The following is a 13,803-nucleotide window of genomic DNA, read 5'->3' as shown; positions in this document are numbered from 1 at the left end:
GGCGCACGCCGCTACCTGGGTGACAATGGCGCCAGTGCAGGCTTGGAGAACGCGGGCGTGATGTTGGGCGCAAAGCTTAGGGAAGAAGGGCCTCCCGCCGGGAGCGACAAGATGTCGCACCCTGGCGCCATGGCGACCTTGGTACGGCTGCGCTGGCTGTCGATCACCGGCCAGGCGCTGGTAATCGCTGCCGTGCCCTTGCTGTTGCCGCTGCATCTGCCTTGGCTGCCTATGGCGGGCGGCGTCGTGCTGCTGCTGCTCTTCAATTTGTGGGCGCGTCGCCTTCGCGGCACGGCGTCGGCCACCGTGGTGCTGGCCCATCTGGCGGTCGATATCGCGGTACTGGCCTGGCAGCTCTACTGGAGTGGTGGTCCGGCCAACCCCTTCGTATCGCTTTTCGTTGTGCCGATTGCGTTGGCCACCGCGCTACTGCCCGCGCGTGCGGTACTGGCCACGGCCGCACTGGCGGTGCTGGCCTATAGCCTGCTGTGGTTCGATCACCAGCCGTTGCCGCACGTGCACGGCGAGTTCGACCTGCATCTGCTGGGTATGTGGCTGAACTTCCTTCTGACCGCGGTGGTCCTGGCCTTTTTCGGCACGCGGCTGGCGACCGAACTGGCCCGGCAACGGGCTGCGCTGGCCGCCGAACGCGAGCGCGGCGCCCGCGACGAAGGCCTTATGGCGGTGGCGACACTCGCCGCCGGTGCCGCACACACGCTTAATACGCCGCTGGCGACGCTGTCGGTGGTGTTGGCCGATCTGCGCGACGGCGTCGCCGACATCGAGCGCGGCGCGCTGCAGGAAGACCTCGCATTGATGTCGGCCCAGGTGGACGCTTGCCGCGCCGCCGTCAACCAGCTGGTTTCCGATGCGCAGGCCGAGCACGGCGCGGCAACGACCGTGCGACTGGATGTCCGCCTGGAGGAGTCTTTGACGCGCTGGCGCCTGATGCGGCCCGGTATCGATGCGAAGTTCGACATCGCGCCGGACGTGGCCGCGCAGCCGGTGGCTGCCGATCGGCGCCTGGACTATCTGGTGCTCAACCTGCTCGACAATGCGGCCGACGCTTCGCGCTCGGCGGGCAGCGACCACGTCAACCTCCGCGCGCGTCGGGAAGGTGATTCGCTTGCGCTGGACTTCCTGGATCAAGGGCCGGGGCTGGCGCAGGCGCCGGCACAGTTCCAGTCCGACAAGCCCGGTGGCCTGGGCCTGGGATTTGCGCTTGCGACGCGGGTTTGCGAACAGTTCGGCGGCTCATTGGCGCCGGTGCCGGGCGGCGTGCGCGCCACGCTGGCGTTCGATCGTTTGGAGCGCACGGATTGAACGCGGCGCCCGACATCCTGGTGGTGGATGACGACGCCAGTTTCGGCCGTGTGCTGGCGCGTTCGCTGCAGCGCCGCGGCTTTGCCGCGCGCGCGGTGGTGAGCGTTGATGAGGCTTTGGCCGCCTGCGATGTCGCGCCACCGACCCACGCCGTGCTCGACCTGATGCTGGGCAGCGGCGACGACGGACTGCGCCTGATGCGCCGGCTGCGCGAACGGGTGCCCGGGCTGCGCGTGCTGCTGCTGACCGGCTATGCCAGCATCGCCACCGCCGTGGAGGCAATCAAGCAGGGGGCGGACGACTACCTGGCCAAGCCCGCCGACGCCGCCGCGGTGCTCCGCGCCTTGGGGCTGCTGGCGGCGGACGCCGAGGCCAGCGTCGTCGCGCCGCGGCCGACGCCCTGGAATCGCATTGAATGGGAACACCTGCAGCGCGTGCTGGCCGAACACGGCGGCAATATCGCCGCCACCGCGCGCGCGCTGGGCATGCATCGGCGCACCCTGCAGCGCAAGCTGCTCAAGCGCCCGTCGCCGGCGGGCGGTGAGCCGCCGCTTTAGCTACAGCGCATCAATCGGCAGCTTCAGGTAGCGCACGCCGTTGGCCTCGGGCTCGGGCAGGGCGCCAGCGCGGATGTTCACCTGTACGGCCGGCAGGATCAGGGTGGGCATGGCCAGGGTGGCGTCGCGCTCGGTGCGCATCTTCACGTACTGGGCCTCGCTGGTGCCTTCGCGGACATGGATATTGGAACGCTGCTGTTCGGCGATCGTCGTCTCGCAGGCCACCTTGCGGTCCCCCGGGCCGTAGTCGTGGCAGACGAATACGCGGGTGTCGCCCGGCAGTTCGAACAGACGCTGGATCGACCGGTACAGCGTGGCCGCATCCCCGCCCGGGAAGTCGCAGCGGGCGGTGCCGCCGTCGGGCATGAACAGTGAGTCACCGGTAAACAGCGCATCGCCGACCAGGTAGGCGACCGAGTCGCTGGTATGGCCCGGCACCGGGATGACGCGCGCTTCCAGCACGCCGATGGCGAATCGCTCGTCGTCCGCGAACAGGTGGTCGAACTGGGAGCCGTCGACCGGGAAATGCTCGCCCAGGTTGAAGATCGGCCGGAACGTCTTTTGCACCGTGCGGATACCTTGGCCGATGCCCAGGCGCGCGTCTGGAAGCTTCGCCTTCAGCCAGTGGCCGGCGCTGAGATGGTCGGCATGGGCGTGGGTTTCCAGGATCCAGCGCACGATCAGGCCGCGCTCGCGGATGACCGCCAGCAGCGCCTGGGCCGAAGCGGTGGACGTGCGGCCGGCCTTGGGGTCGAAGTCGAGCACCGGGTCGACCACTGCGGCCTCCTGGCTCGCGGGGTCGATGACCAGATAGGTCCAGGTGTTGCTGTCGTCGTGGAAGAAGGGAATGACCTGGGGCGTGGACATGGCGGCCTCCATCTGCGGATAGACCCCCAGTCTACGACTGCCGGGGTTTCAGGTCGCGGCGGTGCGGCGCAGGGCCAGCGCCAGCACCCGGGCCTCCACCCGGTCGGCGACGCCGCGGGGTGCGGCCAGCCCCATCCGCGCCAGCGCTTCGGTGTCGGCGCTGTGCCCGTTGGCCAGCGCCTGTACCAGCAATCCCAGCTTCGCCAGGCCTGCCGCGCGTGGTTTGAGCCAGGCCAGGGCACGTACCAGCCGCTCTTCGACGGCGGTGAAGTCGCTGCCCATCGGGTAGTCGGGCAACACGCCGCTTTGGCGCAGCGATCCCAGGCGCTGCGACAGCGAGGAAGCGTTGTTGGCCGGGAACACCAGCGCACGACCCGCCCCCAGCTTTCCAGCGCCCAGCGCGGCGCCTGCCAGCGCGGGTTGATGCGCCGCATCGGTGAGCGCCAGCATGGCGCGGATGCAGTCCTCGTCGTTGCGTCCGCGCAGGTCGGCGATGCCGTATTCGGTGATGGCGATGTCGCGCAGATGGCGCGGGATCGTCGTGTGCCCGTAGTTCCAGATCACATTGCCGGACTGGCCGCGCGTGGCGCGCAGCATCAGCACCGAGCGCGCATCGTGCAGGGCATGCGCCATGGCGACGAAGTTGTACTGGCCGCCGACGCCGGAGACCACGCGGCCATCGTCCAGTCCGTCGGACACGGCCGCGCCGAGTACGGTCATCATCATGCAGGTGTTGAAGAAGCGGGAATCGCGGCGCTGCTCGCGCTCCAGCGCTTCGTTGTTGCCGTACAGCTCGTTGATGTGCGACACCCGCGTCATGCCGATGCCGCGCGCCTGCGCCGGGCTGAGCCCGCGCAGCCAGTCGTAGAGTGCGTGCGAGCCGAGGTAGAAGGCGCCGTCGAGGTAGCGGCCCTCGCGTTCGAGTCGCGCGCCGTCGTCAGCGGTGGCTTCGCCGCGGTTGATGCGGGCCATGGCGGCGGTGTCGTCGAGCACCTTGCGCGACAGCACGCCGGCCTCGGCCAGGCGGCGGAAGCCGTCGTTCACCATTTCGCTGGCGCCGTACAGGCCCAGCGTGAACGGCGCGGTGCCACCTGCCGCGACCACGAGGTCGGAGGAAGCCAGGCCGGGCGATAGTGCCTCCAGCGCGGCCAGGTAGTCGGCGTTGCGGGTATGGCGCAGCACCAGCGCATGACATAGCGCGTCCGACAGCGAGCCGATGCCGATCTGCAGCGTGCCGCCGTCGCGCACGAGGGTGCTGGCATACAGGCCAATGGCATAGTCGGCATCGCCGACCGGCTCGCGCGGCAGGGCGAACAGCTTGGGCGTCGGGCCGGGCAGGTCGAGTACGACGTCGAAGAAATCCGCGTCCACGGCGCAGGGTCCGTCGAGCCAGGGCAGATTCGGATCTACCTCGGCGATCAGGAACGGACGTGGCTTGCCAAGGCGAGCCACTTCATCGAGCAGGTCGAAGCTCAGGTCGGGATTGCAGCTCAGGCTCAGTCGGGTGCCGCCGGGTTCGCGCGCCACCTTCTGCACCAGCGCATTCGCGCCGCGCTCGGCAACCGCGCGCGCCACATGCGTGTAGTTGAGGCTGTTGTAGTGGCGTTGGGCTTGGCGCGAGCCCAGCAGCGCGCCGGACTGCATGTAAAACTCCTCGACCACCACGTTCGGCGCCAGCGCATCGCGGCGCATGGCAAGGGCGTAGTCGAGCGTCGGGAAGTCATCGCCGAACTGGCGGCTGATAAAGGGCGCCAGGAAGCGTCGCTGCAGTCCCTGGCCCGCAGATGGCGGCGTCAACGATAGCGCGGTGAGCAGCTGGAGCGTCAACCTGGGCTCGGCGGTCACCCGGCGCGTGATCGCATTGAGCAAGCGATGCGGCTTTCCCAGGCCCAGCGGCGCCGCCAGCACCAGGGAGCCGGCCGTGGCCGCGACCAGCGCATCCACCGCGGCCTCGAGCGAATCCATTGCAATTGGTCGGTGCATCACGTCCTTCCCGGTGCTTGCTCAGCAGTATCGCACCGCGTGCCGGCACTCAGCCCAGCAGCAGCTTTGCAGCCGCGATCAGCAACACCAGCGACAGGGCGTAGCGCAGGCCTTTGAGCGGCAGGCGATGAATCCCGAGCTGGGTCCCGACCAGGGCGCCGACGGCCACGACCGCCAGCCACACCGGCAGCGCCGCCGGCAGGGTGCCGGTGGCCTGCCAGAGCCCGGCCAGGGCCAGCGCCGAGTTGATCCAGACGAAGGCCACCGAAATCCCGCCGGCTTCGCGCGAATGCGCCCAGCGCGTGAACAACAGCAGCGGCGTCAGGAAAATGGCGCCGCCGGTGCCGGTCAGGCCCGACATCACGCCGATGGCGGCGCCGGCGGCCAGGGCGGGCGGCCAGCGCAGCGGACGCAGCGGAAGATCCTCGTCGCGGCTGCCCAAGCTGCGCGCGCTCCGAAACACCGCGACCGCCGAGAACAGCAGCAGGCCGCCAAGCAAGAGCGCGTAGGTTTCGCGCGGCACCGGGTAGCGCGCCGCCAGGAAGGCCGCCGGCGCCGACGCGAGCACGAACGGCAGCAGCTTGCGCAGGTTTACCAGCCCGGCACGATGGAAGCGGTACAGCCCGATGCCGCCCACCAGCAGGTTCAGCGCCAGCGCCGTGGGGCGCATCTGTTCTGGGGCGAAGCCCAGCAGGGCCATGGCCGCGAGATAGCCGCTGGCGCCTGCGTGGCCTACCGAGGAATAGAGGATGGCGACGACCAGGAACAGGCCGGCCAGGATCCATTCCACCTCGCCCATCACCGGCATGTCAGGGGGTGGGCGCGAGGGCGTCGTTGAGCAGACGGGCCAGTCGATCGCCGGCTTGGCGGACGCGGTGCTCGGCGGTGGGGCGGTGCTTGTCGAGGTAGGCATCGCCGACGTTGCGGCTGCGCGAGGACGGGTACAGCCGCTCGCTGGCGATAAGACGGCACGACTCCAGTGTCCATTCCAGCGCGGGGTTGAGCGCCGCCGCGGCGGGGTCGGCTGAAAGCGGCGACTGGCTCAGCTGCTCAACGTAGGCGGCATTGTCCAGGTTCGCGCTCCGCAGCAGCCAGTAGTCCCAGACGCCGTGCAGGTTGGTGCCCTGGCCGTCGGGTTCGCCCTTGCCGCGGTAGTTGACCTGGAAGCTGTTGCCGCCCCGGTCGTGGGCGAAACCCGCATGCATGGGCTGGTGCGCGTCACCGACGAAGTGAACCACGAACTTGAGCGCGTTGCGGCGATCTTCGTCGCTGCGACCGCGGTCAGCCAGGATCGCGGCCTGGGCGTTGATGGCGCCGATCACGCAGTTGCCGTCGGGGCAGTCGCGCGCGGCGACATAGCCGCAGCCTTCGCTCGGGAAGTTCACGTAGTGCCAGCGGCTGCTCCGCTCGCCCAAGGGATTGCCCGCGCCGCGGCTTTCGGCACGAATCTGGTCGGCCCAGGTTGAAACCCCGGCCAGCGTGGGCTCGGGTTCGTCCGCCAGCAGGCGACGGGTTTCGGCGAGGGCGGCGGGGCTGAGCTGACGTTCGGCCAGCTCACCCACCAGTTGATGGCCCTGCTTGCTCCAGGCCAAGGCCTGGCCGGCGAGGGCGAGGAGGAAGAGGGTGGAAAGGGTTCTTTTCATGGCCGCCGACTCTACGCCAGCGGCCATGAACATCGCTACTGCGCTCGGCTCAGAACGCCCAGACGAAGGCGGCGCCGTAGACCATCGGGTCAATATTGACGGTGCCGACGCTGGCGCCGTTGACCTTCACGTCGGTGTCGATGTCGATCCAGCGGGCGTCCAGGCGCAGCCACTTGCCTTCGCCGACAACGAAGTCCAGGCCGGCATGGGCAGCCAACCCCAGCGAGTTGTCGAGCTCGAGCTCGGTGCCGGCCAAGGGGCCACGGGTCTCTTCCTCGAAGAAGATCGTGTAGTTCACGCCGGCGCCGATGAACGGCTTGACCCGCTCGCTGCCGACGAAGTGGTACTGCAGGGTCACGGTCGGCGGCAGATGCTTGGTGGAGCCGGCGGCGACGCCGTTGAGCCGGATATCGTGCTCGAAAGGCAGCGAGGCGAGGATCTCGAGCCCAAGGCGCGGGCTGAAGAAGTATTCGGCCGTGATGGTCGGGCGCCAGTCATCGCCGACGTCGGTGGCCAGGGTGCCGGCGGCCAGGCGGCCGTTGTCCGAGTTGGGGGCGACCACGTGGGCGCCGAGCGAGAAGGTCCAGTCACCGGCCTCCTGGGCCATGGCGGCGGGGGCCAGCGCCAGCGCGGCCAGGGCGGCCAGCGGGGCAAAACGGGTGGAAAGACGCATGGGAACACTCCAGTGGGGGACTGCGCCTAGTGTCCTCCCGGGACGCGTCCGGCCCTTTGAGGCGGATCAAATCGCCAGCCGGGTCGTGTCCGGGCCGCCGGGTTGCTAAAATGCGGGGCTTACCCCACCCCCGGCGCAACGCCGGCTTCAGGAGCCTCCATGTCCATCAAGGTCGCCATCAATGGCTACGGCCGCATCGGCCGCAACATCCTGCGTGCGCTGTACGAAGCCAAGCGCAACCACGAGATCACCATCGTGGCCATCAACGACCTGGGCGATGCCGAGACCAACGCCCACCTGACCCAGTACGACACCGCCCACGGCAAGTTCCCGGGCACGGTGGAAGTGGATGGCGGCGACATCATCGTCAACGGTGACCGCATCAAGGTGTGCGCCGAGCGCGATCCGTCCAAGCTGCCCTGGGCGGCCTTGGGCGTGGACGTGGTGCTCGAGTGCACCGGCTTGTTCACTTCGAAGGCCAAGGCCTCCGCGCACCTCACCGCTGGCGCCAAGAAGGTCATCATCTCGGCCCCCGGCGACAAGGACGTGGACAATACCGTCGTCTACGGCGTCAACCACGGCATCCTGAAGGCTTCGGATACGGTCATTTCGAACGCGTCCTGCACCACCAACTGCCTCGCGCCGCTGGCGATGGTGCTGCACGAGAAGATCGGCATGGTCCACGGCCTGATGACCACCATCCACGCCTACACCAACGACCAGGTCCTCACCGACGTGTTCCACAAGGACCTGCGCCGCGCCCGTAGCGCCACCCAGTCGCAGATCCCGACCAAGACCGGCGCCGCCGCGGCGGTGGGCCTGGTGCTGCCCGAGCTCAACGGCAAGCTCACCGGTTTCTCGATGCGCGTGCCGACCATCAACGTCTCGGTGGTGGACCTGTCCTTCGTGGCTGCCCGCAGCACGACCAAGGACGAGATCGACGCGATCGTCAAGGAAGCCAGCGAGGGCGCGCTCAAGGGCATCCTGGGCTTCAACACCAAGCCGCTGGTCTCGATCGACTTCAACCACGACCCGCGCAGCTCGATTTACGACAGCACGCTGACCCAGGTCATGGGCGGCACGCTGGTGAAGGTGTGCTCGTGGTACGACAACGAGTGGGGCTTCTCGAACCGCATGCTCGATACGACCCTGGCGCTGATGGCTGCCAAGTAAGTCCATAAAACGAGCAATCGGCCAGAGTGGTTGTCTGCTTCGTGCGGGCAATCGCTCTGGCCTTTTCTTTTCGTGCTTCTCTTCAATGCGGGTCTTCTACCCATCGAGGGGCTTAGCGGTGGTCGGTTGTCAGCGGTGCGCGTTGCAACACTGTCTCTAGCGTGGCATCTGGCGCCGTCGTCACCGCGGAAGCGAGGGTCACTTCCCACTCAGTGAAGCCTTTTATTTCGCGGGAAGTGACCCTCGCTTCCACGGCGCCGCCGGATCGTGGAGCCGTGGTTTGCTGATCGGCGAGACGGTGCCTTGGTCGCGCTTTGCTTGCGCCTGTGGCGGCGCGTTCTCTCCCGCGGCATTTTTCTGCGGATCCGGCTTGGTTGACTCGTTGCCTGCGCTGGTGCCGTGTGCGGCCTAGCGCGGCGCGTCCCTTCGGACACTTTTAGGTCAGGCCGGCGCAAGCGCGAGTGTGCGGGCCAGTCCGACGTTCGAGGCCCCAACGTGCCGGAGGGCCACAAGCCTTTGGGCTGCGCTGCGACACAGCTACATCGTGCGAAGCCGGCGCTGCGACGAAGCCTGACGGTGCGCCAAGATGCCCTGTCACTAAGGAGAGACCGCTTTGGTGTCGGCGGCGCCGGCGCCGGCGGCGGAGCGGCGGAGGCGGTCGTGGACCGCCAGCCAGTCGGCGGCTTCGGGCGGGCGTTCGACCAGCAGCAGATTGACGCCGCGGGCGTCGAGTTCGCGCAGGCCGGTATAGAGATAGTGCGCGAAGCCTGCCGCATCGGCGGGCAAGGCCAGGCCTTCCACCCCGTCCGGCAGCGTGCCTCGCGCCAGCACCGCCACGCGCTTGCCCAGCGCCTGCTGCTCGCTGGCTTCGGGGGCCAGCGCAGCACGTTCGAGCATGAGCAGCGGCGTGCGCGGCGCGTAGTGCGCTTCCAGCGTTCCTGATGCGCGCGGACTGCTTTCGTCGGCGCCGGCCTCGACCGGGCCGATCAAGGCCTCAAGCTCGGCGCGCGCCACCTGGCCGGGACGCAAGATGCGCGGCGTGCCGCCGGACAGGTCCAGGATCGTGCTTTCGATGCCGATCGCGCACTCGCCGCCGTCGAGCACCACCGGCACGGCGTCGCCGAACTCCTCGCGAACGTGGGCGGCCGTGGTTGGGCTGATCCGGCCGAAGCGATTCGCCGACGGCGCCGCCAGCCCGCCGCCGAAGCGGCGCAGCAGCGCCAACGCCACCGGGTGCGCGGGGCAGCGCAGGCCGACCGTGGGCTGGCCGCCGGTTACTTCATCGGGAACCTGTGGCTGCTTGCGCAGGATCAGGGTCAGCGGTCCCGGCCAGAAGCGCTCTGCCAATAGTCGGGCGGCTGCCGGGACTTCGCGCGCCCAGGCGTCGAGCTGGTCTGCGCCCGCTACGTGCACGATCAGCGGATGGTCGGCCGGCCGGCCCTTGAGCGCGAAGATGCGCCGCACCGCGTCCGGACGCGAGGCGTCGGCGGCGAGTCCGTAGACGGTTTCGGTGGGCAGGCCAATCGCTTCGCCCGCGCGCAGTGCGGCCAGCGCCTGTTCAAGCGTGCTCATGCGGTCCCCGCGTATTCGTGCCGAAGCAGACCGAAGATGATCGAGTCGGCGAACTCGCCGCCGACGCGCCAGCGATTGCGCAATACGCCTTCGCGGCGGAAACCGAGTTTGTCGAGCAGGCGGCATGACGGCGTGTTGCGCGGATCCACGTCGGCTTCGATGCGCTCCAGCCGCAGCACGTCGAAGGCGTGGGCCAGCGCCAGCCGCACGGCTTCGGTGGCCAGGCCTTGGCCCTGGCGCTCGGGTAGGAGCGAATAGCCCAGCTCGGCTCGGTGCATCGGCCCGGACAGTGCGAACAGGGTGGTGGTGCCGATCAGGCGGTCGTCGCTGCGGTCCGCTACGGCCCATGCGAAAACCGACGGCGGCCGCCAGGGGATGCGTTCGGCCAGCCACGCCTCGGCCTGGGCGCGTTGGGTCCAGGCGGCGAAGCTCCAGAACCGCGTGACCTCGGGCGCACCGTAGAGCGCGAACAGATCGTCCACGTCGCCCTCGCGCAGCGGACGCAGCCGCAGGCGTTCGCTCTCCAGGGTGGGCAGGGGCGGGGACAGGTCGGGCATGCCGCATTGTCCCACGGTCGCCGGCGGGTTTGCCGCGGGCGGGCCGGGCGGGGGAAAATGGCGGACATTCCCGTTCCGGAGCCACCCATGACCCTTCTCCGCATGGCCGACCTCGACCTGGCCGGCAAGCGCGTGCTGATTCGCGAAGACCTCAATGTGCCGGTCAAGGATGGCCAGATCACGTCCGAGCAGCGCATCACCGCCGCCCTGCCGACGATCCGCCTGGCGCTGGAGAAAGGCGCGGCGGTCATGGTTACGTCGCACTTGGGCCGGCCCAAGGAAGGCGTGTGGAGCCAGGAGGATTCGCTGGCGCCGGTCGCCGCACGCCTGGGTGAGCTGCTCGGTCGTGACGTGCCGCTGATCAAGGACTGGGTGGACGGCGTCGCGGTCGAACCGGGCCAGCTGGTGCTGCTCGAGAATTGCCGCATGAACGTCGGCGAGAAGGCCGACGACGAGACGCTGTCGAAGAAGTACGCCGCGCTCTGCGACGTCTTCGTCATGGACGCGTTCGGCACCGCGCACCGCGCCCAGGCCTCGACCCACGGCGTCATTCGCTTCGCGAAGGTAGCCTGTGGCGGGCCGCTGCTGGTGGCCGAGCTCGACGCCTTGGCGAAGGCGCTGCTGGCACCCGCCCGGCCGCTGATCGCGATCGTGGCCGGCTCCAAGGTCAGCACCAAGCTCGAACTGCTGTCGGCCCTGGTGTCGAAGGTGGACCAGCTGATCGTCGGCGGTGGCATCGCCAATACCTTCATCGCCGCGATGGGCCATCCGGTGGGCAAGTCGCTTTGCGAGGCCGACCTGCTCGACACCGCGCGCCAGATCATGGCCGATGCGAAGGCGCGCGGCGCCGACATCCCGGTGCCGACCGACGTGGTCGTCGCGCCCGCGTTCGCGGCCGACGCCCCGGCGACGGTCAAGGCGGTTGCCGACGTCGGCCCGGACGACATGATCCTCGACATCGGCCCCGAGACGGCCGCGCGCTACGCGCAAATGATCGCCAAGGCCGGCACGGTGATCTGGAACGGCCCGGTGGGCGTGTTTGAATTCGACGCGTTCGGCAAGGGTACCGAAACCCTGGCGCGCGCCATCGCCGCGTCCGGGGCTTTCTCGATCGCCGGCGGCGGCGACACGCTGGCGGCGGTGGACAAGTACGGCATCGCCTCGGGCATCAGCTACATCTCCACCGGCGGCGGCGCCTTCCTCGAGTTCTGCGAGGGCAAGGAATTGCCGGCGGTCACGGCGCTCAAGGCGCGGGCTGCCTGATATGGCGACGCTGTTTTTCGACCTCGACGGCACCCTGATCGACTCCGCCGTCGGCATCACCCGCTGCGTCGCGCATGCACTCGAGAAGCTGGGCGAACCGGTGCCGGAGCAGACGGCGCTACGGCGCTGGATCGGCCCGCCCCTGCGCGACAGCTTCGGCCCGATCCTGGGCGATGCCGCGCGCACCGAGGCGGCGGTGCAGCATTATCGCGATCGATTCGAGACCCACGGCTGGGCCGAGCACGAAGTTTACGAGGGCATCGGCGAGGCGGTGCTGGCGCTTTCGGCCGCGGGCCACCGCTTGGCCGTGGTCACCGCCAAGAACGAGCCGCATGCGCGCAAGATCATTGCCCACCTGCCGTTCGGGCACGTGTTCGAGGACATCATCGGCGCCACCGCCTGTGGCCGGCTCAGCCACAAGCCCGAACTGATCGCCGAGGCGCTGCAGCGGCTGGGCCTGTCCAGCGAGGGGGCCTGGATGATCGGCGACCGTCATATGGATATCGAGGGCGCCCGGTACCACGGCATGGATTCGGTGGGCGTGCTCTGGGGCTTCGGCGGCGAACAGGAGCTGCGTGCGGCCGGCGCTACGCGACTGGCGGCGACGCCGGCGGAGCTGACAGGCTTTTACGCCGGCTAGGGCCCGCAGCGCAGTCACGGCGTTGTGCTAGCGTGGCATCGAATACCGACCGAACGCCTGCGAAACCCATGAGCCAAGTCCTGCGCCGCACCAAGATCCTTGCCACCCTCGGCCCCGCCACCGACGCGCCGGGCGTGCTCGACGAGCTGGTCCGCGCCGGCGTCAACGTCGTCCGCCTGAACTTCTCCCACGGCACGCCCGAGCATCATGCCGCGCGCGTGGCCGCGGTGCGGGAGACGGCCGCCCGCCAGGGTCGCGAGGTCGGCATCCTCGCCGACCTGCAGGGTCCCAAGATCCGCATCGAGAAGTTCGAGGAAGACAAGGTCCTGCTCAAGGCCGGCCAGGACTTCACCCTGGTGTGTCGGGCCGACGCGCCGCTGGGCGATTCCCGCCAGGTCGGCGTCAGCTACCTGGGTCTGGTCAATGACGTGCACGCCGGCGACACCCTGCTGCTCGACGACGGACTGATGGCGGTCGAGGTCACGTCCGTCGAGGGCGCGAACATCCACACCCGCGTGCTTACCGACGGCGTGCTGTCGAATCGCAAGGGGCTCAATCGTCTGGGCGGGGGTCTGTCGCTGGGCGCGCTGACCGAACAGGACAAGCAGCACATCGAGATCGCGGCCAAGCTGGGCGTCGATTTCCTCGCCGTCTCCTTCTGCCGTTCGGCGGCCGACATGGACGAAGCGCGCGCACTGGCCCGCGCCGCCGGCAGCGACGCCTTCCTGGTCGCCAAGATCGAACGTGCCGAAGCCATCGAGAACCTGGTCGAGATCACCATCGCCTCCGACGTGGTGATGGTGGCCCGCGGCGACCTGGGCGTGGAGATCGGCGACGCCGAGCTGCCCGGCCTGCAGAAGAAGATCATCCGCACCGCGCTCGAGCACAACCGGGTGGTGATCACCGCCACCCAGATGCTGCAGTCGATGGTGGACAACCCGATCCCGACCCGGGCCGAGGTGCTGGACGTCGCCAACTCCGTGATCGACGGCACCGATGCGGTGATGCTGTCGGCCGAAACCGCGTCCGGCAGCTACCCGGTGAAAGCGGTCGAGGCGATGGTGCGCATCTGCCTGGGCGCCGAGCGCCAGTTCGACCACGACACTGACTTCGAGAAGGCGCCGCGCAATCTGCAGGCCGCCGACCAGGCCATCGCCATGGCCAGCATGTTCCTGGCCGAGCACATCCAGGTCCGGGCCATCATCGCGCTGACCGAGTCCGGCGGCACCGCCCGCTACCTGTCGCGCTTCCGTTCGTCGGTGCCGATCTATGGCCTGTCCCGACACGACGGCGCCCGGCGCCGGATGGCGATGATCCGCGATGTGTTCCCGGTGAATTTCGACAGCAGCGGCCTGGCCACGCGCGAAGCCGCGCGGGGCGCCATCCGGCAACTGTTCGACGCCGGCCTGCTGGCCGAGGACGACCGCGTCATCATCACCAGCGGCGACCACATGGAATTGCACGGCGCCACCAACACCATGCGCCTGCTCAAGGTCGGCGCCAACGGCACCGCCGAAGGCCTCGGCGAGCTCTGACCCCGCCCTGTAGGAGG

Annotated in this window: 13 protein-coding genes; 6 read left to right on the top strand and 7 right to left on the bottom strand. The window is 69.0% G+C overall.

Annotated features, from left to right (window positions below):
• The first annotated feature begins 111 nt into the window (after positions 1–111).
• Together ACYVGY_RS07015 and ACYVGY_RS07010 are read left to right on the top strand one after the other, a co-directional pair.
• The gene (locus ACYVGY_RS07015) at positions 112–1,323 is read left to right on the top strand and encodes an ATP-binding protein (protein WP_460456753.1); all 1,212 of its coding nucleotides are present in this window, start codon (positions 112–114) and stop codon (positions 1,321–1,323) included.
• A complete protein-coding gene (locus ACYVGY_RS07010; protein ID WP_460456752.1) occupies positions 1,320–1,880 on the top strand; it encodes a response regulator transcription factor in 561 nt (186 codons plus the stop codon). Before ACYVGY_RS07015 ends, ACYVGY_RS07010 begins: the two co-directional genes overlap by 4 nt.
• On the opposite strand, the gene ACYVGY_RS07005 is transcribed toward ACYVGY_RS07010, so the two are convergent.
• From ACYVGY_RS07005 to ACYVGY_RS06985, 5 genes are read right to left on the bottom strand one after another with little or no spacing between them, the layout of a single operon-like run.
• Positions 1,881–2,747, bottom strand: a complete 867-nt coding sequence (locus tag ACYVGY_RS07005; protein ID WP_460456751.1) for an MBL fold metallo-hydrolase — start codon at positions 2,745–2,747, stop codon at positions 1,881–1,883.
• 48 nt (positions 2,748–2,795) lie between these two features.
• A complete protein-coding gene (locus tag ACYVGY_RS07000) occupies positions 2,796–4,730 on the bottom strand; it encodes an acetyl-CoA hydrolase/transferase C-terminal domain-containing protein (protein ID WP_460456750.1) in 1,935 nt (644 codons plus the stop codon).
• A gap of 49 nt (positions 4,731–4,779) precedes the next feature.
• Positions 4,780–5,520: a sulfite exporter TauE/SafE family protein gene (locus ACYVGY_RS06995; RefSeq protein WP_460456749.1), complete on the bottom strand. Its 741-nt coding sequence runs from the start codon at positions 5,518–5,520 to the stop codon at positions 4,780–4,782.
• 19 nt (positions 5,521–5,539) lie between these two features.
• Positions 5,540–6,373, bottom strand: a complete 834-nt coding sequence (locus ACYVGY_RS06990; RefSeq protein ID WP_460456748.1) for a S1/P1 nuclease — start codon at positions 6,371–6,373, stop codon at positions 5,540–5,542.
• A 49-nt stretch (positions 6,374–6,422) separates the two neighbouring features.
• Positions 6,423–7,046, bottom strand: a complete 624-nt coding sequence (locus ACYVGY_RS06985; RefSeq protein WP_460456747.1) for an OmpW/AlkL family protein — start codon at positions 7,044–7,046, stop codon at positions 6,423–6,425.
• A gap of 159 nt (positions 7,047–7,205) precedes the next feature.
• Between ACYVGY_RS06985 and gap the strand changes: the two genes are divergently transcribed.
• The gene (gene gap, locus ACYVGY_RS06980; protein ID WP_460456746.1) at positions 7,206–8,219 is read left to right on the top strand and encodes a type I glyceraldehyde-3-phosphate dehydrogenase; all 1,014 of its coding nucleotides are present in this window, start codon (positions 7,206–7,208) and stop codon (positions 8,217–8,219) included.
• Positions 8,220–8,816: 597 nt separating this feature from the next.
• Here the strand turns inward: gap and ACYVGY_RS06975 are convergent.
• On the bottom strand, positions 8,817–9,791 hold the full coding sequence (locus tag ACYVGY_RS06975; protein WP_460456745.1) for an L-threonylcarbamoyladenylate synthase: 975 nt from the start codon (positions 9,789–9,791) through the stop codon (positions 8,817–8,819).
• On the bottom strand, positions 9,788–10,348 hold the full coding sequence (locus tag ACYVGY_RS06970) for a GNAT family N-acetyltransferase (protein WP_460456744.1): 561 nt from the start codon (positions 10,346–10,348) through the stop codon (positions 9,788–9,790). The genes ACYVGY_RS06975 and ACYVGY_RS06970 overlap by 4 nt, the downstream gene beginning before the upstream one ends.
• 87 nt (positions 10,349–10,435) lie before the next feature.
• Between ACYVGY_RS06970 and ACYVGY_RS06965 the strand changes: the two genes are divergently transcribed.
• The 3 genes from ACYVGY_RS06965 (at position 10,436) to pyk (ending at position 13,786) form a co-directional block, all read left to right on the top strand.
• A complete protein-coding gene (locus ACYVGY_RS06965; RefSeq protein ID WP_460456743.1) occupies positions 10,436–11,611 on the top strand; it encodes a phosphoglycerate kinase in 1,176 nt (391 codons plus the stop codon).
• A 1-nt stretch (position 11,612) separates the two neighbouring features.
• Positions 11,613–12,251 (top strand): HAD hydrolase-like protein, encoded by a 639-nt coding sequence (locus tag ACYVGY_RS06960; protein WP_460456742.1) that lies wholly within the window; start codon positions 11,613–11,615, stop codon positions 12,249–12,251.
• A 68-nt stretch (positions 12,252–12,319) separates the two neighbouring features.
• On the top strand, positions 12,320–13,786 hold the full coding sequence (gene pyk, locus ACYVGY_RS06955) for a pyruvate kinase (protein WP_460456741.1): 1,467 nt from the start codon (positions 12,320–12,322) through the stop codon (positions 13,784–13,786).
• Positions 13,787–13,803: the final 17 nt, after the last annotated feature.

Source organism: Arenimonas alkanexedens (genome assembly GCF_054781355.1).
Note: the sequence above shows the minus strand (reverse complement) of the source record. Positions and strands in the feature narration are given on the sequence as shown.

Coding starts and splice junctions, on each gene's coding strand:
- pyk (WP_460456741.1), top strand. CDS start 12,320: ATGAGCCAAGTCCTGCGCCGCACCAAGATCCTTGCCACCCTCGGCCCC.
- ACYVGY_RS06965 (WP_460456743.1), top strand. CDS start 10,436: ATGACCCTTCTCCGCATGGCCGACCTCGACCTGGCCGGCAAGCGCGTG.
- gap (WP_460456746.1), top strand. CDS start 7,206: ATGTCCATCAAGGTCGCCATCAATGGCTACGGCCGCATCGGCCGCAAC.
- ACYVGY_RS06985 (WP_460456747.1), bottom strand. CDS start 7,046: ATGCGTCTTTCCACCCGTTTTGCCCCGCTGGCCGCCCTGGCCGCGCTG.
- ACYVGY_RS07015 (WP_460456753.1), top strand. CDS start 112: ATGTCGCACCCTGGCGCCATGGCGACCTTGGTACGGCTGCGCTGGCTG.
- ACYVGY_RS06960 (WP_460456742.1), top strand. CDS start 11,613: ATGGCGACGCTGTTTTTCGACCTCGACGGCACCCTGATCGACTCCGCC.
- ACYVGY_RS06990 (WP_460456748.1), bottom strand. CDS start 6,373: ATGAAAAGAACCCTTTCCACCCTCTTCCTCCTCGCCCTCGCCGGCCAG.
- ACYVGY_RS07000 (WP_460456750.1), bottom strand. CDS start 4,730: ATGCACCGACCAATTGCAATGGATTCGCTCGAGGCCGCGGTGGATGCG.
- ACYVGY_RS06975 (WP_460456745.1), bottom strand. CDS start 9,791: ATGAGCACGCTTGAACAGGCGCTGGCCGCACTGCGCGCGGGCGAAGCG.
- ACYVGY_RS07005 (WP_460456751.1), bottom strand. CDS start 2,747: ATGTCCACGCCCCAGGTCATTCCCTTCTTCCACGACGACAGCAACACC.
- ACYVGY_RS06970 (WP_460456744.1), bottom strand. CDS start 10,348: ATGCCCGACCTGTCCCCGCCCCTGCCCACCCTGGAGAGCGAACGCCTG.